This window comes from Thiomicrorhabdus heinhorstiae, from assembly GCF_013391765.2.
Taxonomy (GTDB): Bacteria; Pseudomonadota; Gammaproteobacteria; order Thiomicrospirales; family Thiomicrospiraceae; genus Thiomicrorhabdus; species Thiomicrorhabdus heinhorstiae.
The window spans coordinates 40,037-53,937 of record NZ_JACBGI020000010.1 but is presented as its reverse complement, the minus strand read 5'-3'; the positions used below and the strand labels follow the sequence as shown (position 1 = coordinate 53,937).

Below are 13,901 nucleotides of genomic sequence, written 5' to 3'. Positions count from 1 at the left end.
CTTGATTCCTCAGGACTCGTCCGTCGCCATTCCGCCTAGGCGAATCTGTGACAAACCTTGCAGGCGCAGGAATTCCATCGCTTGCAGAATGGTTTGCAACTCGCATTGCGGGTCGACTTTCAATTGCACTGTCTGCTGCCGGTCGAACGACAGACTGTCCTCTTTTCGGAAAGCGGTGAAATGTTGCCAGCTCCACGAATCAGGAAAACGGTTCAAACTGCCGTCAGACTGTAGATATAGAAATGCTTCATCGCTGATTTGCGATGATGCCGCACTCTCGTTTGTCGTGTCGATTTCGATAGGGAATTCAGTCCAGCGAACAAAACTTGAGCTGAGCATGAAAAACATCAAGATGATAAAAACAACGTCGATCAAGGCCGTCAGCCCGATGCGCTTTTTTCGGCTTTTAAATTCCAGCGTCGAGTGCATCTATGCAACGTCCTTACGACGGCGTTCCTGTCCGTTGATGGACAGTTGTATGAAAAGCGTGTCCAGATCATCCTGGATTGCGATGGCCTGTCTTTCAGTAATTCGCTCAAACCAGCTATAGAACAGCGATACGGGGATAGCAACCGCCAAGCCGATGGCGGTCGTCAACAGTGCCTGCCAGATTCCACCGGATAAAACCGCCGGGTTGATCTGAGAACCTGCCGCTTCCATAGCTCGGAAAGCTTCGATCATGCCGAGTACGGTTCCGAACAGCCCGAGAAGGGGAGCAAGTGTTGCAATAACTTCTAGTGGTCTTAAATAAGACGATAGGTCGGTGAGACGCAGTTTGGCATAGCGAGTCGCTTCTTCTCTGACTTCGTCCGTATCAAGTGTCCCTTGGCGAACCTGTTTCAGGGCGTGGGCGATAATTTGGCTTCTCGGATGTTTGTCTGCCATATAGACAGCCAGCGCATGGTCGACATTGCCTTCTCTGAGAGAGGCGTGCAGTGTTTGCGGCAGATTTTTCTTGAACAGCTTTAGAGAGGAAAAGTGCCAAAGCTTGGCCAGAACCAGTGTGCTGGCAAATAAAGAGAAAGCGGCTAGCGTCCAAACGACAGGGCCGCCCAAATTAACAATATTAATAATTTCTTGAGTATCCATTTGTATAATCTATTTAAAGTATTAATGATAATAGTTCGCATTATATTTGTATTTATATAAAAGTAAACCATTCGCTAATAAAAATAATTATTATTTAGTTAAGGCAAGATTGAGTGGTTGAGGAGGTAGGGTGATGAGGTGAGAGGGTGAGAGGGGGGAGTGCATATGGATAATAAAAAAGCCCGCATGGAGCGGGCTTTGTTCTTAAATTCGGTTTTTTCTTATTGAATCTTCAAGTAAGAATAACCTTCACTTTGCAAAATGGCGATTTTGGCTACGCCGGAAGGAGCGAAGTCGATTCCTTTATAGACTTTGGATTGCGGTAATCCGACTTCGTCACGCGTTTTATCGCACAGGTGGACTTTTACACCGCGTACGTTCATCAAGGCGTTTAAGCGACCTTTTAATTCTTCACGACGTTCTTTTAGCGCCTGGTCTGCTTCGTAAGGAGTTCCTTTAAGATCGTCGTCGGTCGTAAAACGCAAACCGTAACCGACAAAGACCAGGTGAACATCCGCTTCCATCAGCTCGGATTCGTAATAGTTAAGAATATTGTTGATCGACGTCAGGGTCGCCGAATAGCGCGTCGGATCTTTAAAATCGACGTGATACACCACTTTGGCGCCGTCGTCGGCCGCCTGAACTTGAGTGCTGAAACCGATAAAAGCCAGAGCTATGAGGGCTGTGTGAATGAGTTTCTTGAATAGATTCATGGTTACGAGTTCCTCTGATGTTGTTATTGAATCGAGTTTTAAATCGCTTTTAATTTTATAAGGAATCAATGCCGGTTATAAAAAAAGCGATTTCCTGAACGAAAATCGCTTGGTTTAAGTGGGTGATTGCTTACATGGTGCGGGTGATTTCGCGCGTGCCGTGAAGCGCTTGAATCGCTTCATTGACTCGTTTGAACAGGATTTGGCTGTCATCATCCGGCGAGCGAACTTCAGTCACACCGGCATGACTGGTCAAGCAGGTAACCACGCCATCTTCCAACTTGATGTTCTGTGCAGAAATGGTTTCCTGAGCCAGTTTGGCAATGCGGAAAGCGTCTACCGCTTTGACACCCGGCAGGGCGATCATAAACTGATCGCAGCTCAGTCGGCCGACATAGCCTAGATCTTTGGCCACTTTTTTGATGGCATGCGCGGCGGTTAAAATTGCTTTGTCGCCCATTTCGTGACCGTAGCCGTCGGTAATGCGTTTGAAGCAATCTAAGTCGATTTTGATCAACGATAGTGCCTGCTTGTTGGTTTTAGCCTTGTTCAGCTCTTCGTCCAGTACGCCAAGGAAAAAATCGCGGTTATACAGTTCGGTCAGCGGGTCGGTGGACGAGAGGTGTTCGATCTGCTCTTCCATGTGCTTGCGGCTGGTGATGTTAATCGCCAGCCAGATAACCGCCGGCTGCCCGTACTCTTCGCTCTTGACCGGATAGATGCGCGCTTCGTACCACTGGCCGCCGGCCGGGCCTTCGCTGACTCCGCTGACTTCCGCATTCGCCAACTGGTATTCGATCTCTTGCAGTTGACCGGTGGCGATCGATTTTTGCACGATTTTCAAGAAGCGGTTGGCCATCTGTTCCGGTAGAACTTCGTGGTATTTTTTGCCGATCAGTGCCGAGCCATCCGCATACAGCGTGCGCTCGCTTCCACCGACAATATCCAGATAGGTACCGTCCTGACCCATAATAAAGATCGGGTCCGGCATCGCATTGGCAATGGCGTCTAGATGAGAATGAGTTTGCGGCATGATCTTAATCCTTCGAAATCGGTTTGTATTTGATGCGGTGCGGTTGTGCGGCATCGGCCCCTTTACGACGTTTTAAATCGGCTTCGTAATCGGTAAAGTTTCCTTCGAACCACTCTACATGGGAATCCCCCTCGAACGCAAGCATATGCGTAGCGATTCGGTCCAGGAACCAGCGGTCGTGGGAAATAACCACTGCACAACCGGCAAATTCCAGCAGCGCTTCTTCCAGTGCTCGTAAAGTTTCGACGTCCAAGTCATTGGTCGGTTCATCCAGAAGTAACAGGTTTCCACCGCTACGTAGCATTTTTGCTAGGTGGACACGGTTGCGTTCACCGCCGGACAGTTGGCCGATTTTCTTCTGTTGATCGCCGCCTTTGAAATTGAAACGGCTGCAGTAGGCGCGCGAGTTGACTTCGATATTGCCGACCATAAACAGTTCTTCGCCACCGGAAATCTCTTCCCAGACGGTTTTGCTGTCGTCGAGCGCATCGCGACTTTGGTCAACATACGAAAGATTGACGGTTTCACCATATTCGATGCTGCCGCTATCAGGCTGCTCCTGACCGGTCAACATGCGGAACAGAGTTGATTTACCGGCACCGTTGGCACCGATGATTCCGACAATACCACCTTGCGGCAGACGGAAGCTCAGGTCATCGATCAGTAAGCGATCACCGAAGGATTTATTCAGGTGGTTTACTTCGATGACTTTCTCACCGAGGCGTTCGGCGACTGGAATGAAGATTTCATTGGTTTCATTACGTTTCTGATGTTCTTGACTGCTCAGTTCCTCGAAACGAGACATACGTGCTTTGGATTTTGCATGGCGGCCCTTGGCGCCCTGACGTACCCATTCCAATTCGTTTTTAATAGTCTTCATTCGTGCGACTTCGGACTTGGCTTCCTGTTCCAGGCGCTTCTCCTTCTGTTCCAGCCAGGAAGAGTAGTTACCCTGGAAAGGAATTCCTTCACCGCGATCCAGTTCCAGTATCCATTCGGCGGCGTTATCCAGGAAGTAACGGTCGTGGGTAATCGCCACTACCGTTCCTGGGAATTCACATAGGAATCGTTCCAGCCAGGCGATGGATTCGGCGTCCAAATGGTTGGTCGGCTCGTCGAGTAGCAACATATCCGGTTTTTCCAGCAGTAATTTGCATAGTGCGACACGGCGTTTTTCACCGCCGGAGAGTTTGGCAACGTCGGCATCCCACGGTGGCAGACGCAGAGCATCCGCAGCGATTTCCAGGTTGCGATCCAGATTGTGGCCGTCCATCGCTTGGATAATATCTTCGATTTCACCCTGTTTTTTGGCTAAGGCATCAAAGTCGGCGTCCGGTTCTGCATAAGCGGCATAAATTGCATCCAGCTCGGCCATGGCATCTTTGATCTCTTTGACCGCTTCTTCGATATTACCGCGAACATCTTTGCTTTCGTCCAGTTGCGGTTCCTGGGGAAGATAACCGACTTTGATACCGGGCTGCGGACGGGCTTCACCGACGATGTCGGTATCAATGCCGGCCATAATACGCAATAAGGTCGATTTACCTGAACCGTTCAGGCCGAGTACGCCGATTTTGGCGCCCGGGAAGAAAGAGAGGGAGATGTCTTTTAAGATGTGACGGTTCGGCGGTACGATTTTGCCGACGCGGTTCATGGTGTAAACGAATTGGGCCATTAGCTGTTCCTAAGTCCTATTGCTGGAGTGTTATGGTGTTCTTTTTATATTTGCCTGGCGACAGTCTGTAAAAAATCTGTCTGTATGAATTTAAACAGCAACTTTACCTAAAAACGGTCTTTAGGAAAAGGGTTCAGCCGAGAGAAACGCCGAGAAAAGAAAGCGATATTCAAACTTGGTATATTTACATGGAAGGGCAGATAGAAGAGTCGGACAGGAAACCGCCTTGCCATAGTGTATCGCGGAATGCTGTGGGCTGTGATCGTGGGGGACACCAAATAGGAATATATTATCCCTGCAATTAAAAAGTGTTTAGGCTTGAATGTTCAAGTTTAAAACGGGTAAAATTCCCCTCTTTGACACTATTCAACTTGCCAGACGGAGAACCCGAGAAATGTTCACGAAATCAATGACCATTGCTGGTTACGATGATTTGATCGCCGATGCGATCAAAAACGAAGAGATTCGCCAAGAATCGCACATCGAACTGATTGCTTCGGAAAACTATACCAGCCCACGCGTAATGGAAGCGCAAGGCTCCTATTTTACAAATAAATACGCTGAAGGTTATCCGGGGAAACGTTATTACGGCGGTTGTGAATTTGCGGATATCGTTGAACAAGCGGCGATCGATCGCGCTAAAGAGTTGTTTGGTGCAGATTACGCAAACGTTCAGCCACACTCCGGTTCTCAGGCAAATGCGGCGGTTTATATGGCATTGTGCGAGCCGGGCGATACCGTTTTAGGTATGAGCCTTGCGCACGGTGGTCATTTGACTCACGGTTCTCACGTTAGCTTCTCCGGTAAAATTTATAATGCAGTTCAATACGGCATTGACCCGGTTAGCGGTCAGATTGATTACGATGAAGTACAAGCATTGGCCAATGAGCATAAGCCGAAGATGATTATTGCCGGTTTCTCTGCTTACTCGCAGGTTATCGACTGGGCAAAATTCCGCGAAATTGCCGATTCAGTCGGCGCTTACCTTTTCGTTGATATGGCGCACGTTGCCGGTCTGGTTGCCGGTGGTCTGTATCCGAACCCGGTTCCATTTGCGGATGTTGTGACGACTACGACACATAAAACTCTGCGTGGTCCTCGCGGCGGTTTGATTTTGGCTAAATCAAACCCTGACCTGGAGAAGAAGTTGAACTCGGCGATTTTCCCGGGTGGTCAAGGTGGTCCTTTGGTTCACGTTATGGCGGCTAAGGCTGTGGCATTCAAAGAGTGCCTGGAGCCGGAATGGAAAACGTACTGCGAAAACGTAATCAAAAACGCTCAAGCGATGGCGAAAGTATTTATTGAACGCGGTTGTGACGTGGTTTCCGGAGGAACCGAAAACCATTTGTTCCTGGTTAGCCTGATTAAAAAAGGTCTGACCGGTAAGCTGGTTGATGCGGCTCTGGATTCCGCGCATATCACGGTTAACAAAAACTCGGTTCCTAACGATCCTATGTCTCCATTCGTGACTTCCGGTATCCGTGTTGGTACGCCTGCGGCGACTACTCGCGGTTTCGATGTTGAAGATTGTACCAATCTGGCAACCTGGATGTGCGATGTCATCGATGCTTGTGATCAGGAATCACAATCATGGGATGAAGCGGTCGTAGCGGATGTACGTGAAAAAGTCAGTGCGCTTTGTGCTGCCAAGCCTGTTTATAAATAATTCAGGTTCTTTCCCGGGAGGTGTTAATGAAGATAGCCAAACAGGTTGCTCTTGTGTTATAACCTCTAATTGATCGAAAAAACCACCATATCTGGTGGTTTTTTCGCATCTGGACAACCGAACTATAAGAAAATACTAATTTATCACCTTCTTAGGGGTGATCGGTTATTTGGGAGTGAATTATGCATTGTCCTTTTTGTAATGCACCCGATACCAAAGTTGTGGATTCCCGTCTGGCAACCGAAGGTGTCCAAGTTCGCCGCCGCCGGGAATGTATCCATTGTGGTGAGCGTTTTACCACTTATGAATCCGCCGAACTCTCTCTTCCCCGAGTGATCAAAAGCGACGGCAACCGCGAGCGCTTCGAAGATGACAAAATCCGCAGAGGTTTGGTCAAGGCGCTTGAAAAGCGTCCTGTCTCCAGCGAAACCATTGAACAGGTTATCAGCCATATCATGAAACGATTGATGTCGGAAGGTGTCCGGGAAATCCCTTCGGCGCAGATCGGCGAGTGGGTAATGGAAGAGTTGAGAGATCTGGATCAGGTCGCTTATGTCCGTTTTGCTTCGGTTTATCGCGCTTTCCAGGATGTAAACGCTTTTCGCGAAGAGGTTGAAAAACTGGTCCACGCGACAACAGCCAAGTAGACGGGAGCAAGTGTATGCATCATGAATTTTCTGCCGAAGATCGACAGTATATGCAGTTGGCACTCTCGCTGGCGGCAAAAGGGCTTTATTCCACCAAGCCCAATCCAGCCGTCGGTTGTGTCTTGGTTAAAAACGGTGAAATCGTCGGTAGCGGCTGGCATCGAAAGGCCGGTGAGCTGCATGCCGAGCGTCTGGCGATGGCTGAGGCTGGAGAGAAGGCTAAGGGTTCAACCGCTTATGTCACGCTTGAACCTTGCTCTCACTATGGGCGTACTCCTCCTTGTGCCGATGGATTGATTGAAGCCGGAGTGGCTCGGGTTGTCATAGCGGCTATGGACCCGAATCCTCTAGTAGCCGGTCGTGGTGTCGAGCGTTTGAGTGACGCCGGCATTCATATTGCCGTTGGCCTGTTCGAGAAAGAATCGCTGGAGCTTAACAAAGGGTTTATCAAGCGAATGAACAGAGGACTGCCTTATGTGCGTTTGAAAATGGCCAGCAGTCTGGATGGGCGAACCGCGATGGCAAATGGTGAAAGTCAGTGGATTACCGGCGCTGAATCGCGTCTCGAGGTACATAAGATGCGCGCACTCAGCGGTGCGCTGATTACCGGTATCGGTACGGTATTGGCTGACGATCCGAGTATGACGGTACGCTTGCCGGATGAGGCATTGAAAGATATGAACCTGGATGCGGAAAACTGTCATCCGATTCGCGTCGTGTTGGACCCGAACTTAAGTATGCCGTTGGATGCTAAAATGTTACAGCAGCCGGGACGAACGATTTTGATGACCTCCAAGCAGATGGCCGAAGCCAATCCGGCATTGGTCGCACAATTTTACGAGCACAAGGTTGAACTGGTTGCAGTTGCCGCCGAAGAAGATCGTCTGGATATTGAGTCTGTTCTGTCTTATCTGGCGCAGGAAGAACATATTAATGATGTGATGGTCGAGTCGGGTGCGATCGTGGCTGGGGCTTTTATCAGTTCGGGCTTTGTCGACGAATTGCACAGTTTTATCGCTCCAAGTCTGTTGGGCGATGAGGCCAAGCCGATGTTTTTTCTGCCGCAGTTGCAAACTATGAACGATAAAATTCAATTCCGAATTGAATCTGTAGATCGTTTCGGTGAGGATATACGCTTGGTATTAACTAAGGCGAATTAGGTCGATAGACCGGGCCTGCGCCTGTGAGAGGAAAGAAAGATGTTTACGGGAATTATTCAAGCCGAAGGGCAAATCGAAAAAATCGAGCCCCGTGACGGAGATTGGAAAGTCACCATCGGTGTCGGAAAGCTGGATATGAGCGACGTCGAAATCGGCGACAGTATCGCCGCCAGCGGTATCTGTCTAACCGCTATCGAATTCGGTAAGGATTATTATGTGGCAGATGTTTCCGGAGAAACGCTGGAAGTTACCATGGCGAAATTCTGGGAGATCGGGACACCGGTAAATCTTGAAAAGGCGTTGCGTTTGCAGGATCGACTGGGCGGTCATTTGGTCAGCGGCCATGTTGATGGTGTCGGAACGGTAGTTTCGATTCAGCAGGACGGTCGTTCCTGGCGTTATGAATTGGAAGCGCCTAAGAGTTTATGTCGCTATATCGCCGCTAAAGGATCAATCTGTATTAACGGTATCAGCCTGACGGTTAATAAGGTCGACGGCTGTAAGTTCGATGTCAATATCGTACCGCATACCCGCCAGGAAACGACGATCAAACATTTGCAGGTCGGCTCCAAAGTGAATCTGGAAGTGGATTTGCTGGCTCGCTATCTTGAACGGATGATGACTGCTCCGCAGGACGAAAAAGCGTCTGCAATTACCCCTGAATTTTTAGAACAGAATGGATTTAAATAATGCCGTTGAATACGATTGAAGAATTGATTGAAGATTATCGCCAGGGAAAAATGGTGATTTTGATGGACGACGAAGATCGTGAAAACGAAGGTGATCTTCTGGTTCCGGCCGAGACGGTAACAGCTGAAGATATTAACTTTATGGCGCGTTACGGCCGAGGGTTGATCTGTTTGACCATGACAAGAGATCGCTGTAATCAATTGCACTTGCCGTTGATGGTAAAAGACAATACCGACCCGCATGGCACGAATTTTACGGTTTCGATCGAAGCGGCCGAGGGTGTGACTACCGGGATTTCCGCGGCCGACCGCGCAGTTACAGTGCGTACCGCAGTCGCTAAGAATGCCGGTCCGGCTGATATTGTGACGCCCGGGCATATTTTCCCGTTGATGGCACAGCCGGGCGGTGTTTTGACGCGTGCTGGGCATACCGAAGCGGGTTGCGATCTGGCGCGCCTGGCCGGTTTTGAACCGTCTTCAGTAATTGTTGAAATTATGAACGAAGACGGCTCTATGGCGCGTCGCGACGATTTGGAAGCTTATGCCGCCGAGCATGATATCAAGATCGGAACCATTGCCGATTTGATCGAGTATCGTTTGCAGAACGAAAAGACGATCGAGCGGGTTTCCGAATGTAAATTACCGACTGACTTCGGCGAGTTCCGATTGATCGGTTATCAGGACGTTTTGGATCAAAAGGCGCACTTTGCCCTTGTATATGGGCAATTGAATTCGCAAGAAGCCGTGCCGGTTCGTGTGCATATGCTGGACACCTTATGCGATGTATTTGGTTCTAAACGCCCGGAATGTGGCTGGTCGCTACAGTCGGCGATGCAGCAGATTGCTGAAGAGGGCTCCGGGGCAATTGTCGTGCTGCGTAAGCATGAAGAAGCCTCCGAGCTGCTTGATAAGATCCAAGGTTTTCAGATGAAGGATTTGGGTGTGCATGCTCCGGAAACCCGTTATGACGACGATACTAAAACCTTCGGTTTGGGCGCACAGATTCTGGCGGACCTGGGTCTGAAACGTTTGAAAGTCATCGGTTCAGCAATGAAAATGAGTGCGCTTAGCGGCTTCGGTCTCGAGATTAGTGAGACTTTACCCAAGAAAGATTGAATGTAAAAAGCCGCTATGTGCTTAACAATCCTCTAAAAAGTGCTGGAAATTGTGGCACAATAGCCAGCCTGAAATCATAATAAAGTTTGATGCTGTTATTGAATGCGGCATCTCCTTGCAAAAAACAAGAAGAGAACAACAAAGATGAGAACCATTGAAGGAAATCTAACAGCTCAGGACATGAAAATCGGTTTGGTTATCGGTCGTTTCAACAGCTTTATTGTCGACCATTTGGTTGCCGGTGCGGTTGATACTATCGTTCGTCACGGTGGCGATGCAGCTAATATCGATAAAGTTTTTGTGCCGGGTGCATTTGAAATTCCATTAGCGGTTCAGAAGATGGCTCAGTCAGGCAGTTACGATGCAGTGGTTGCTTTGGGTGCCGTTATTCGCGGTGGCACTCCGCATTTCGACTATGTTGCGGGTGAGTGTGTGAAAGGTTTGGGTCAGGTGCAGTTGAGCACCGGCGTTCCGGTTTCATTCGGTGTTCTGACGGTTGATAGTATCGAACAGGCGATTGAGCGCGCAGGAACCAAAGCGGGTAACAAGGGTGAAGAGTGTACTCTTGCTGCGATTGAAATGGTTAATGTGTTGAAGCAGATTTAATGAAGAAATTGGATTCAATCCGCCCTGGTTCGGGCGAAGAAATTATCGAAAAAGAAAAGCGTGTTTCGCCGCGCAGCCAGTCGCGCCGGGTCGCTTTGCAGGCTTTGTACCAGTGGCAAATGACTTTCGAAGAGCCGGCGGTAATTATTCGTCAGTTCCAGGAAGATCAGCGCCTGAACAATCTGGATCTGGAGCTCTTTAAAGAACTGTTCGGCGAGGTAGTCAGTCAGGCGGAAAGTCTGGATGAAATTTACGGTTCCTATCTGGATCGTGCGGTTTCAATGATCGATCCGGTCGAAAGAGCAATTATGCGTCTTGGTGTCTATGAGTTGAAGAATAAGCCGGAGATTCCATACCGTGTAATCATCAACGAAGCGGTTGAATTGGCCAAGCGTTTCGGAGCCGAGGAGAGCCATAAATACGTGAATGGTATTTTGGATAAAGCGGCGAAGGCACTTCGTCCGCACGAGTAATCCGGTTTCGGTAATCTTAATAAACCTCGCTGGTTCCTGTCGGGCAGCGGGGTTTTGTTTTTTTGGGTTTTTGAATTTTCTGAATAGAGCAAATGGCTAGAGAGTTTGATTTAATCAACGATTTTTTTGCGCCTCTTGGAGCGCCTTCCGGTTCCGAGCTGCATAACGGTCGGGAAGGGCAGATTGGCATCGGTGATGATGGGGCGGTGATTAGCGTTCCTCCCGGTCAGCAGGCGGTTGTGGTGACCGATACTTTAGTCGCCGGTGTACATTTTCCTTTGCAGACTTCGCCATTTGATATCGGCTGGAAGTCTCTGGCGGTTAATTTAAGCGATTTGGCGGCGATGGGTGCTCGACCGGCATTTTATTCGTTGGCTTTGACCTTGCCGACTTACGATGCCGAGTGGTTGTCAGAATTTGCCAAAGGCTTAAAGGCAGCCAGTGAAAGTGGGTGTGGGGAAATGGTTCCTTTGATCGGCGGAGATACCACCAAAGGGCCTTTGTGTATTACCGTTTCTGCTCAAGGCTGGGTTCCGAATGGGCAGGCGATTATGCGGCATTCTGCCAGAGAGGGGGATCGAATTTTTGTAACCGGTACTTTGGGAGATGCGGCTTTAGGTCTGAAATTGGCTATGCCGGAGTTTTGGGGAGATTTTACTCCGCTCTCTTTTTCCGATGAAGATCGGGCAAAGTTGTTGGAAGCTTTGAATCGTCCAAAACCTCAATTGGCTTACAGCGATTTTTTGCGAGAGTATGCAAGCTCGGCAATCGATATCTCGGACGGGCTCTTGGCAGATTTAGGACATATTCTTGAACGATCTTCCATGCGTTTTGGGTATGATTTGAAAGGCTGTATTGATCTTGCTGCATTACCCAAGTCTCAAGCAATGCAAATGTACCTGCAACAGACTCATGATTGGCGAGCTATCCTAAGCGGTGGAGATGATTACCAGATTTGTTTTACGGTTTCTGTCGATAAACTCGAATCGATGAGAGAGGCGGCGAGGAAGTATGATTTAGAGGTTTATGAGGTTGGCTCGATTGAATTGAGAATGGAAGGTGATGGGCAGCTTGAACTAATGAAACACGGACAAATCGATTTTGCCGTGATGCAATCCCTGGCGATGAAAGGTTTTCAGCATTTCTAGTGTAAAGTATTCGAGAAGGTGTCGGAGACGATAAACTGAGAAAAAACTGAGGTGAGACTCCTGCAAATAAAAAAACCGGCTTAGCCGGTTTTTTATTTGCAAAAAGCGAGGTTTTTAAACGTTTTTCTGACGACGTGCTTCCACACCATCGGAAAGCAGTTGCAGTGCCTTAAGGCTATCATCCCAGCCGATGCAGGCATCGGTAATGCTTTGTCCGTAAGTTAGCGGTTGGCCCGGCTTAACATCTTGGCGACCGCCGACTAAATGGCTTTCAATCATGGCACCCATAATGTGATTGTTACCGTCATTTAGTTGGTCGCGAATCGATTCGGCAACAACCAGCTGGCGTTCGTGTTGTTTGTTGCTGTTGGCATGACTGCAGTCGATCATCAGTTTGTCTTGAACTTTGGCTTTCTGTAATTGATCGACAGCATCGGCAACAAATGGCGCTTCATAGTTCGGGCCGTCATTTCCGCCGCGCAGAATCACATGGCAATCCTGGTTGCCGGTGGTTTCGAAAATCGCCGAATGCCCGTCTTTGGTCAGCGACATGAAGATGTGCGGATTATTGGCGGCACGAATGGCATCGACTGCAATTTTGAAACCTCCGTCGGTACCGTTTTTAAAGCCGACCGGGCACGATAAGCCGGAAGCCAGTTCACGGTGTCCCTGGCTTTCGGTTGTACGTGCGCCGATGGCGCCCCATGAGATCAGGTCGGCAACATATTGCGGAGAAATCAAATCCAGGAACTCGGTTGCGGCCGGAACGCCGAGATTATTGACGTCCGCCAGCAGGGAACGCGCTAATCCAAGACCTTTATTGATCTCGAAAGATTCATTCAAATCCGGATCGTTAATCAGCCCTTTCCAGCCGACAGTAGTACGCGGTTTTTCAAAGTAAACGCGCATGACGATCAGTAAGGTGTCTTTGTATTTCTCGATCTGTCCTTTCAGCTGAGCCGCGTAGTCGCGTGCCGCACCTGGATCGTGGATCGAGCAAGGTCCGATAATCACCAGCAGACGGTCGTCGCGGCCGGATAGGATGTTGTGGATTTGTTGACGAGTATCATAGACGGTGCATGCAGCAATTTCTGTAATAGGATATTGCTCGTGCAGTTCGCGAGGCGGGCGAACTTCGGTAATGTTCTTGATGCGTAAATCATCTGTTTGATACTTCGACATGACGTTCCTTGCTTTGTTCTTTCAGGCCTTTGTACCGAGCGGTCATCTGCTTTGGCAAAGGCGTTTAACCAAGCGCATTATTATGCCACTAAAGCATTTGTTTTGCATTATTCAAATCGGCATCTTTGTATGCCAAGTATCTGATATTGATAAAGAAGGAATGCGACTGTCAAGTTTTGCGCTATTGGCCGTTTACCTTGATTGGATGGGGGTTTTTGATAGTTAATGCTTTCAAAACCGTTTAATTAAATCTATTTAATCATGTAAATGAGTTATGTTAGAATTATGCGGTTTTAAATTTTGAGTGGGCTGAGTAAAGTGGTGCATTGCAGATATATTATTCAAGGCGTGACTGAAGACGGTCGTAAATTTAGACCGAGCGACTGGATCGACCGTATTTCGTCGATGATGGCGAGTTACGGTGAGTCGCATCGTTTGGTCTATTCCGAGCTGTTGCACCCTGAATTATACGAAGGGCAGAAATGTCTGATTATCGATACGTCACTTGAGCAAGAAAATCCGACGATGTATCGATATGTAATGAATTTCGTCAAAACCAATAAATTGCAGATGACGCAAATTTGTGAAGATACCGAGAGAAAGCTCGGTTCTTAAAGGCGAGTAATCTCGCTGTAGCAACATTGCTTTGTTGCTTGCTAGAAAACCCGCCCATCGGCGGGTTTTTTATTATTCGGAGTTTATTT

General features: G+C 48.6%; 15 protein-coding genes. 9 read left to right on the top strand and 6 right to left on the bottom strand.

Going from position 1 to position 13,901, the window contains the following annotated elements:
- Positions 1 to 9 precede the first annotated feature (9 nt).
- From H8792_RS06845 to ettA, 5 genes are all read right to left on the bottom strand, one after another.
- A complete protein-coding gene (locus H8792_RS06845) occupies positions 10 to 429 on the bottom strand; it encodes an ExbD/TolR family protein (RefSeq protein ID WP_185978197.1) in 420 nt (139 codons plus the stop codon).
- Positions 430 to 1,089 carry a MotA/TolQ/ExbB proton channel family protein gene (locus tag H8792_RS06840; RefSeq protein WP_228766991.1) on the bottom strand — a complete coding sequence of 220 codons (660 nt, stop codon included), beginning with the start codon at positions 1,087 to 1,089 and terminating at the stop codon, positions 430 to 432. It lies immediately after the preceding gene.
- A gap of 221 nt (positions 1,090 to 1,310) precedes the next feature.
- On the bottom strand, positions 1,311 to 1,802 hold the full coding sequence (locus tag H8792_RS06835) for a DsrE family protein (protein ID WP_185978196.1): 492 nt from the start codon (positions 1,800 to 1,802) through the stop codon (positions 1,311 to 1,313).
- A gap of 130 nt (positions 1,803 to 1,932) precedes the next feature.
- Complete coding sequence (locus tag H8792_RS06830; RefSeq protein WP_185978195.1) at positions 1,933 to 2,835, bottom strand: GGDEF domain-containing protein; 903 nt, start codon at positions 2,833 to 2,835, stop codon at positions 1,933 to 1,935.
- A 4-nt stretch (positions 2,836 to 2,839) separates the two neighbouring features.
- Entirely contained in the window at positions 2,840 to 4,510 is a 1,671-nt protein-coding gene (ettA, locus tag H8792_RS06825; protein ID WP_185978194.1) for an energy-dependent translational throttle protein EttA, read from the bottom strand.
- A 394-nt stretch (positions 4,511 to 4,904) separates the two neighbouring features.
- Between ettA and glyA the strand changes: the two genes are divergently transcribed.
- From glyA to thiL, 8 genes are all read left to right on the top strand, one after another.
- Positions 4,905 to 6,176 carry a serine hydroxymethyltransferase gene (glyA, locus tag H8792_RS06820; RefSeq protein WP_185978193.1) on the top strand — a complete coding sequence of 424 codons (1,272 nt, stop codon included), beginning with the start codon at positions 4,905 to 4,907 and terminating at the stop codon, positions 6,174 to 6,176.
- Positions 6,177 to 6,358: 182 nt separating this feature from the next.
- A complete protein-coding gene (gene nrdR, locus H8792_RS06815; protein ID WP_185978192.1) occupies positions 6,359 to 6,823 on the top strand; it encodes a transcriptional regulator NrdR in 465 nt (154 codons plus the stop codon).
- 14 nt (positions 6,824 to 6,837) lie between these two features.
- The gene (gene ribD, locus H8792_RS06810; RefSeq protein ID WP_185978191.1) at positions 6,838 to 7,983 is read left to right on the top strand and encodes a bifunctional diaminohydroxyphosphoribosylaminopyrimidine deaminase/5-amino-6-(5-phosphoribosylamino)uracil reductase RibD; all 1,146 of its coding nucleotides are present in this window, start codon (positions 6,838 to 6,840) and stop codon (positions 7,981 to 7,983) included.
- 39 nt (positions 7,984 to 8,022) lie between these two features.
- On the top strand, positions 8,023 to 8,673 hold the full coding sequence (locus tag H8792_RS06805) for a riboflavin synthase (RefSeq protein WP_185978190.1): 651 nt from the start codon (positions 8,023 to 8,025) through the stop codon (positions 8,671 to 8,673).
- Entirely contained in the window at positions 8,673 to 9,788 is a 1,116-nt protein-coding gene (gene ribBA, locus H8792_RS06800; RefSeq protein WP_185978189.1) for a bifunctional 3,4-dihydroxy-2-butanone-4-phosphate synthase/GTP cyclohydrolase II, read from the top strand. Before H8792_RS06805 ends, ribBA begins: the two co-directional genes overlap by 1 nt.
- A 144-nt stretch (positions 9,789 to 9,932) precedes the next feature.
- Positions 9,933 to 10,394, top strand: a complete 462-nt coding sequence (ribH, locus tag H8792_RS06795; RefSeq protein WP_185978188.1) for a 6,7-dimethyl-8-ribityllumazine synthase — start codon at positions 9,933 to 9,935, stop codon at positions 10,392 to 10,394.
- Entirely contained in the window at positions 10,394 to 10,867 is a 474-nt protein-coding gene (gene nusB / locus H8792_RS06790; RefSeq protein ID WP_228766990.1) for a transcription antitermination factor NusB, read from the top strand. The genes ribH and nusB overlap by 1 nt, the downstream gene beginning before the upstream one ends.
- Positions 10,868 to 10,959: 92 nt before the next feature.
- Positions 10,960 to 12,015 carry a thiamine-phosphate kinase gene (gene thiL, locus H8792_RS06785; protein ID WP_185978187.1) on the top strand — a complete coding sequence of 352 codons (1,056 nt, stop codon included), beginning with the start codon at positions 10,960 to 10,962 and terminating at the stop codon, positions 12,013 to 12,015.
- 114 nt (positions 12,016 to 12,129) lie between these two features.
- Here the strand turns inward: thiL and H8792_RS06780 are convergent, their stop codons facing one another.
- Positions 12,130 to 13,197 (bottom strand): 3-deoxy-7-phosphoheptulonate synthase, encoded by a 1,068-nt coding sequence (locus H8792_RS06780; RefSeq protein WP_185978186.1) that lies wholly within the window; start codon positions 13,195 to 13,197, stop codon positions 12,130 to 12,132.
- A gap of 300 nt (positions 13,198 to 13,497) precedes the next feature.
- Between H8792_RS06780 and H8792_RS06775 the strand changes: the two genes are divergently transcribed.
- Positions 13,498 to 13,812 carry a DUF3579 domain-containing protein gene (locus H8792_RS06775; protein WP_228766989.1) on the top strand — a complete coding sequence of 105 codons (315 nt, stop codon included), beginning with the start codon at positions 13,498 to 13,500 and terminating at the stop codon, positions 13,810 to 13,812.
- Positions 13,813 to 13,901: the final 89 nt, after the last annotated feature.

What these genes read in the sequence shown, in the direction of transcription:
- H8792_RS06845 (WP_185978197.1), bottom strand. Translation starts at nt 429, where the DNA reads ATGCACTCGACGCTGGAATTTAAAAGCCGAAAAAAGCGCATCGGGCTG.
- glyA (WP_185978193.1), top strand. Translation starts at nt 4,905, where the DNA reads ATGTTCACGAAATCAATGACCATTGCTGGTTACGATGATTTGATCGCC.
- H8792_RS06780 (WP_185978186.1), bottom strand. Translation starts at nt 13,197, where the DNA reads ATGTCGAAGTATCAAACAGATGATTTACGCATCAAGAACATTACCGAA.
- H8792_RS06835 (WP_185978196.1), bottom strand. Translation starts at nt 1,802, where the DNA reads ATGAATCTATTCAAGAAACTCATTCACACAGCCCTCATAGCTCTGGCT.
- nrdR (WP_185978192.1), top strand. Translation starts at nt 6,359, where the DNA reads ATGCATTGTCCTTTTTGTAATGCACCCGATACCAAAGTTGTGGATTCC.
- ettA (WP_185978194.1), bottom strand. Translation starts at nt 4,510, where the DNA reads ATGGCCCAATTCGTTTACACCATGAACCGCGTCGGCAAAATCGTACCG.
- H8792_RS06840 (WP_228766991.1), bottom strand. Translation starts at nt 1,089, where the DNA reads ATGGATACTCAAGAAATTATTAATATTGTTAATTTGGGCGGCCCTGTC.
- nusB (WP_228766990.1), top strand. Translation starts at nt 10,394, where the DNA reads ATGAAGAAATTGGATTCAATCCGCCCTGGTTCGGGCGAAGAAATTATC.
- ribH (WP_185978188.1), top strand. Translation starts at nt 9,933, where the DNA reads ATGAGAACCATTGAAGGAAATCTAACAGCTCAGGACATGAAAATCGGT.
- H8792_RS06830 (WP_185978195.1), bottom strand. Translation starts at nt 2,835, where the DNA reads ATGCCGCAAACTCATTCTCATCTAGACGCCATTGCCAATGCGATGCCG.
- ribD (WP_185978191.1), top strand. Translation starts at nt 6,838, where the DNA reads ATGCATCATGAATTTTCTGCCGAAGATCGACAGTATATGCAGTTGGCA.
- ribBA (WP_185978189.1), top strand. Translation starts at nt 8,673, where the DNA reads ATGCCGTTGAATACGATTGAAGAATTGATTGAAGATTATCGCCAGGGA.
- H8792_RS06805 (WP_185978190.1), top strand. Translation starts at nt 8,023, where the DNA reads ATGTTTACGGGAATTATTCAAGCCGAAGGGCAAATCGAAAAAATCGAG.
- thiL (WP_185978187.1), top strand. Translation starts at nt 10,960, where the DNA reads ATGGCTAGAGAGTTTGATTTAATCAACGATTTTTTTGCGCCTCTTGGA.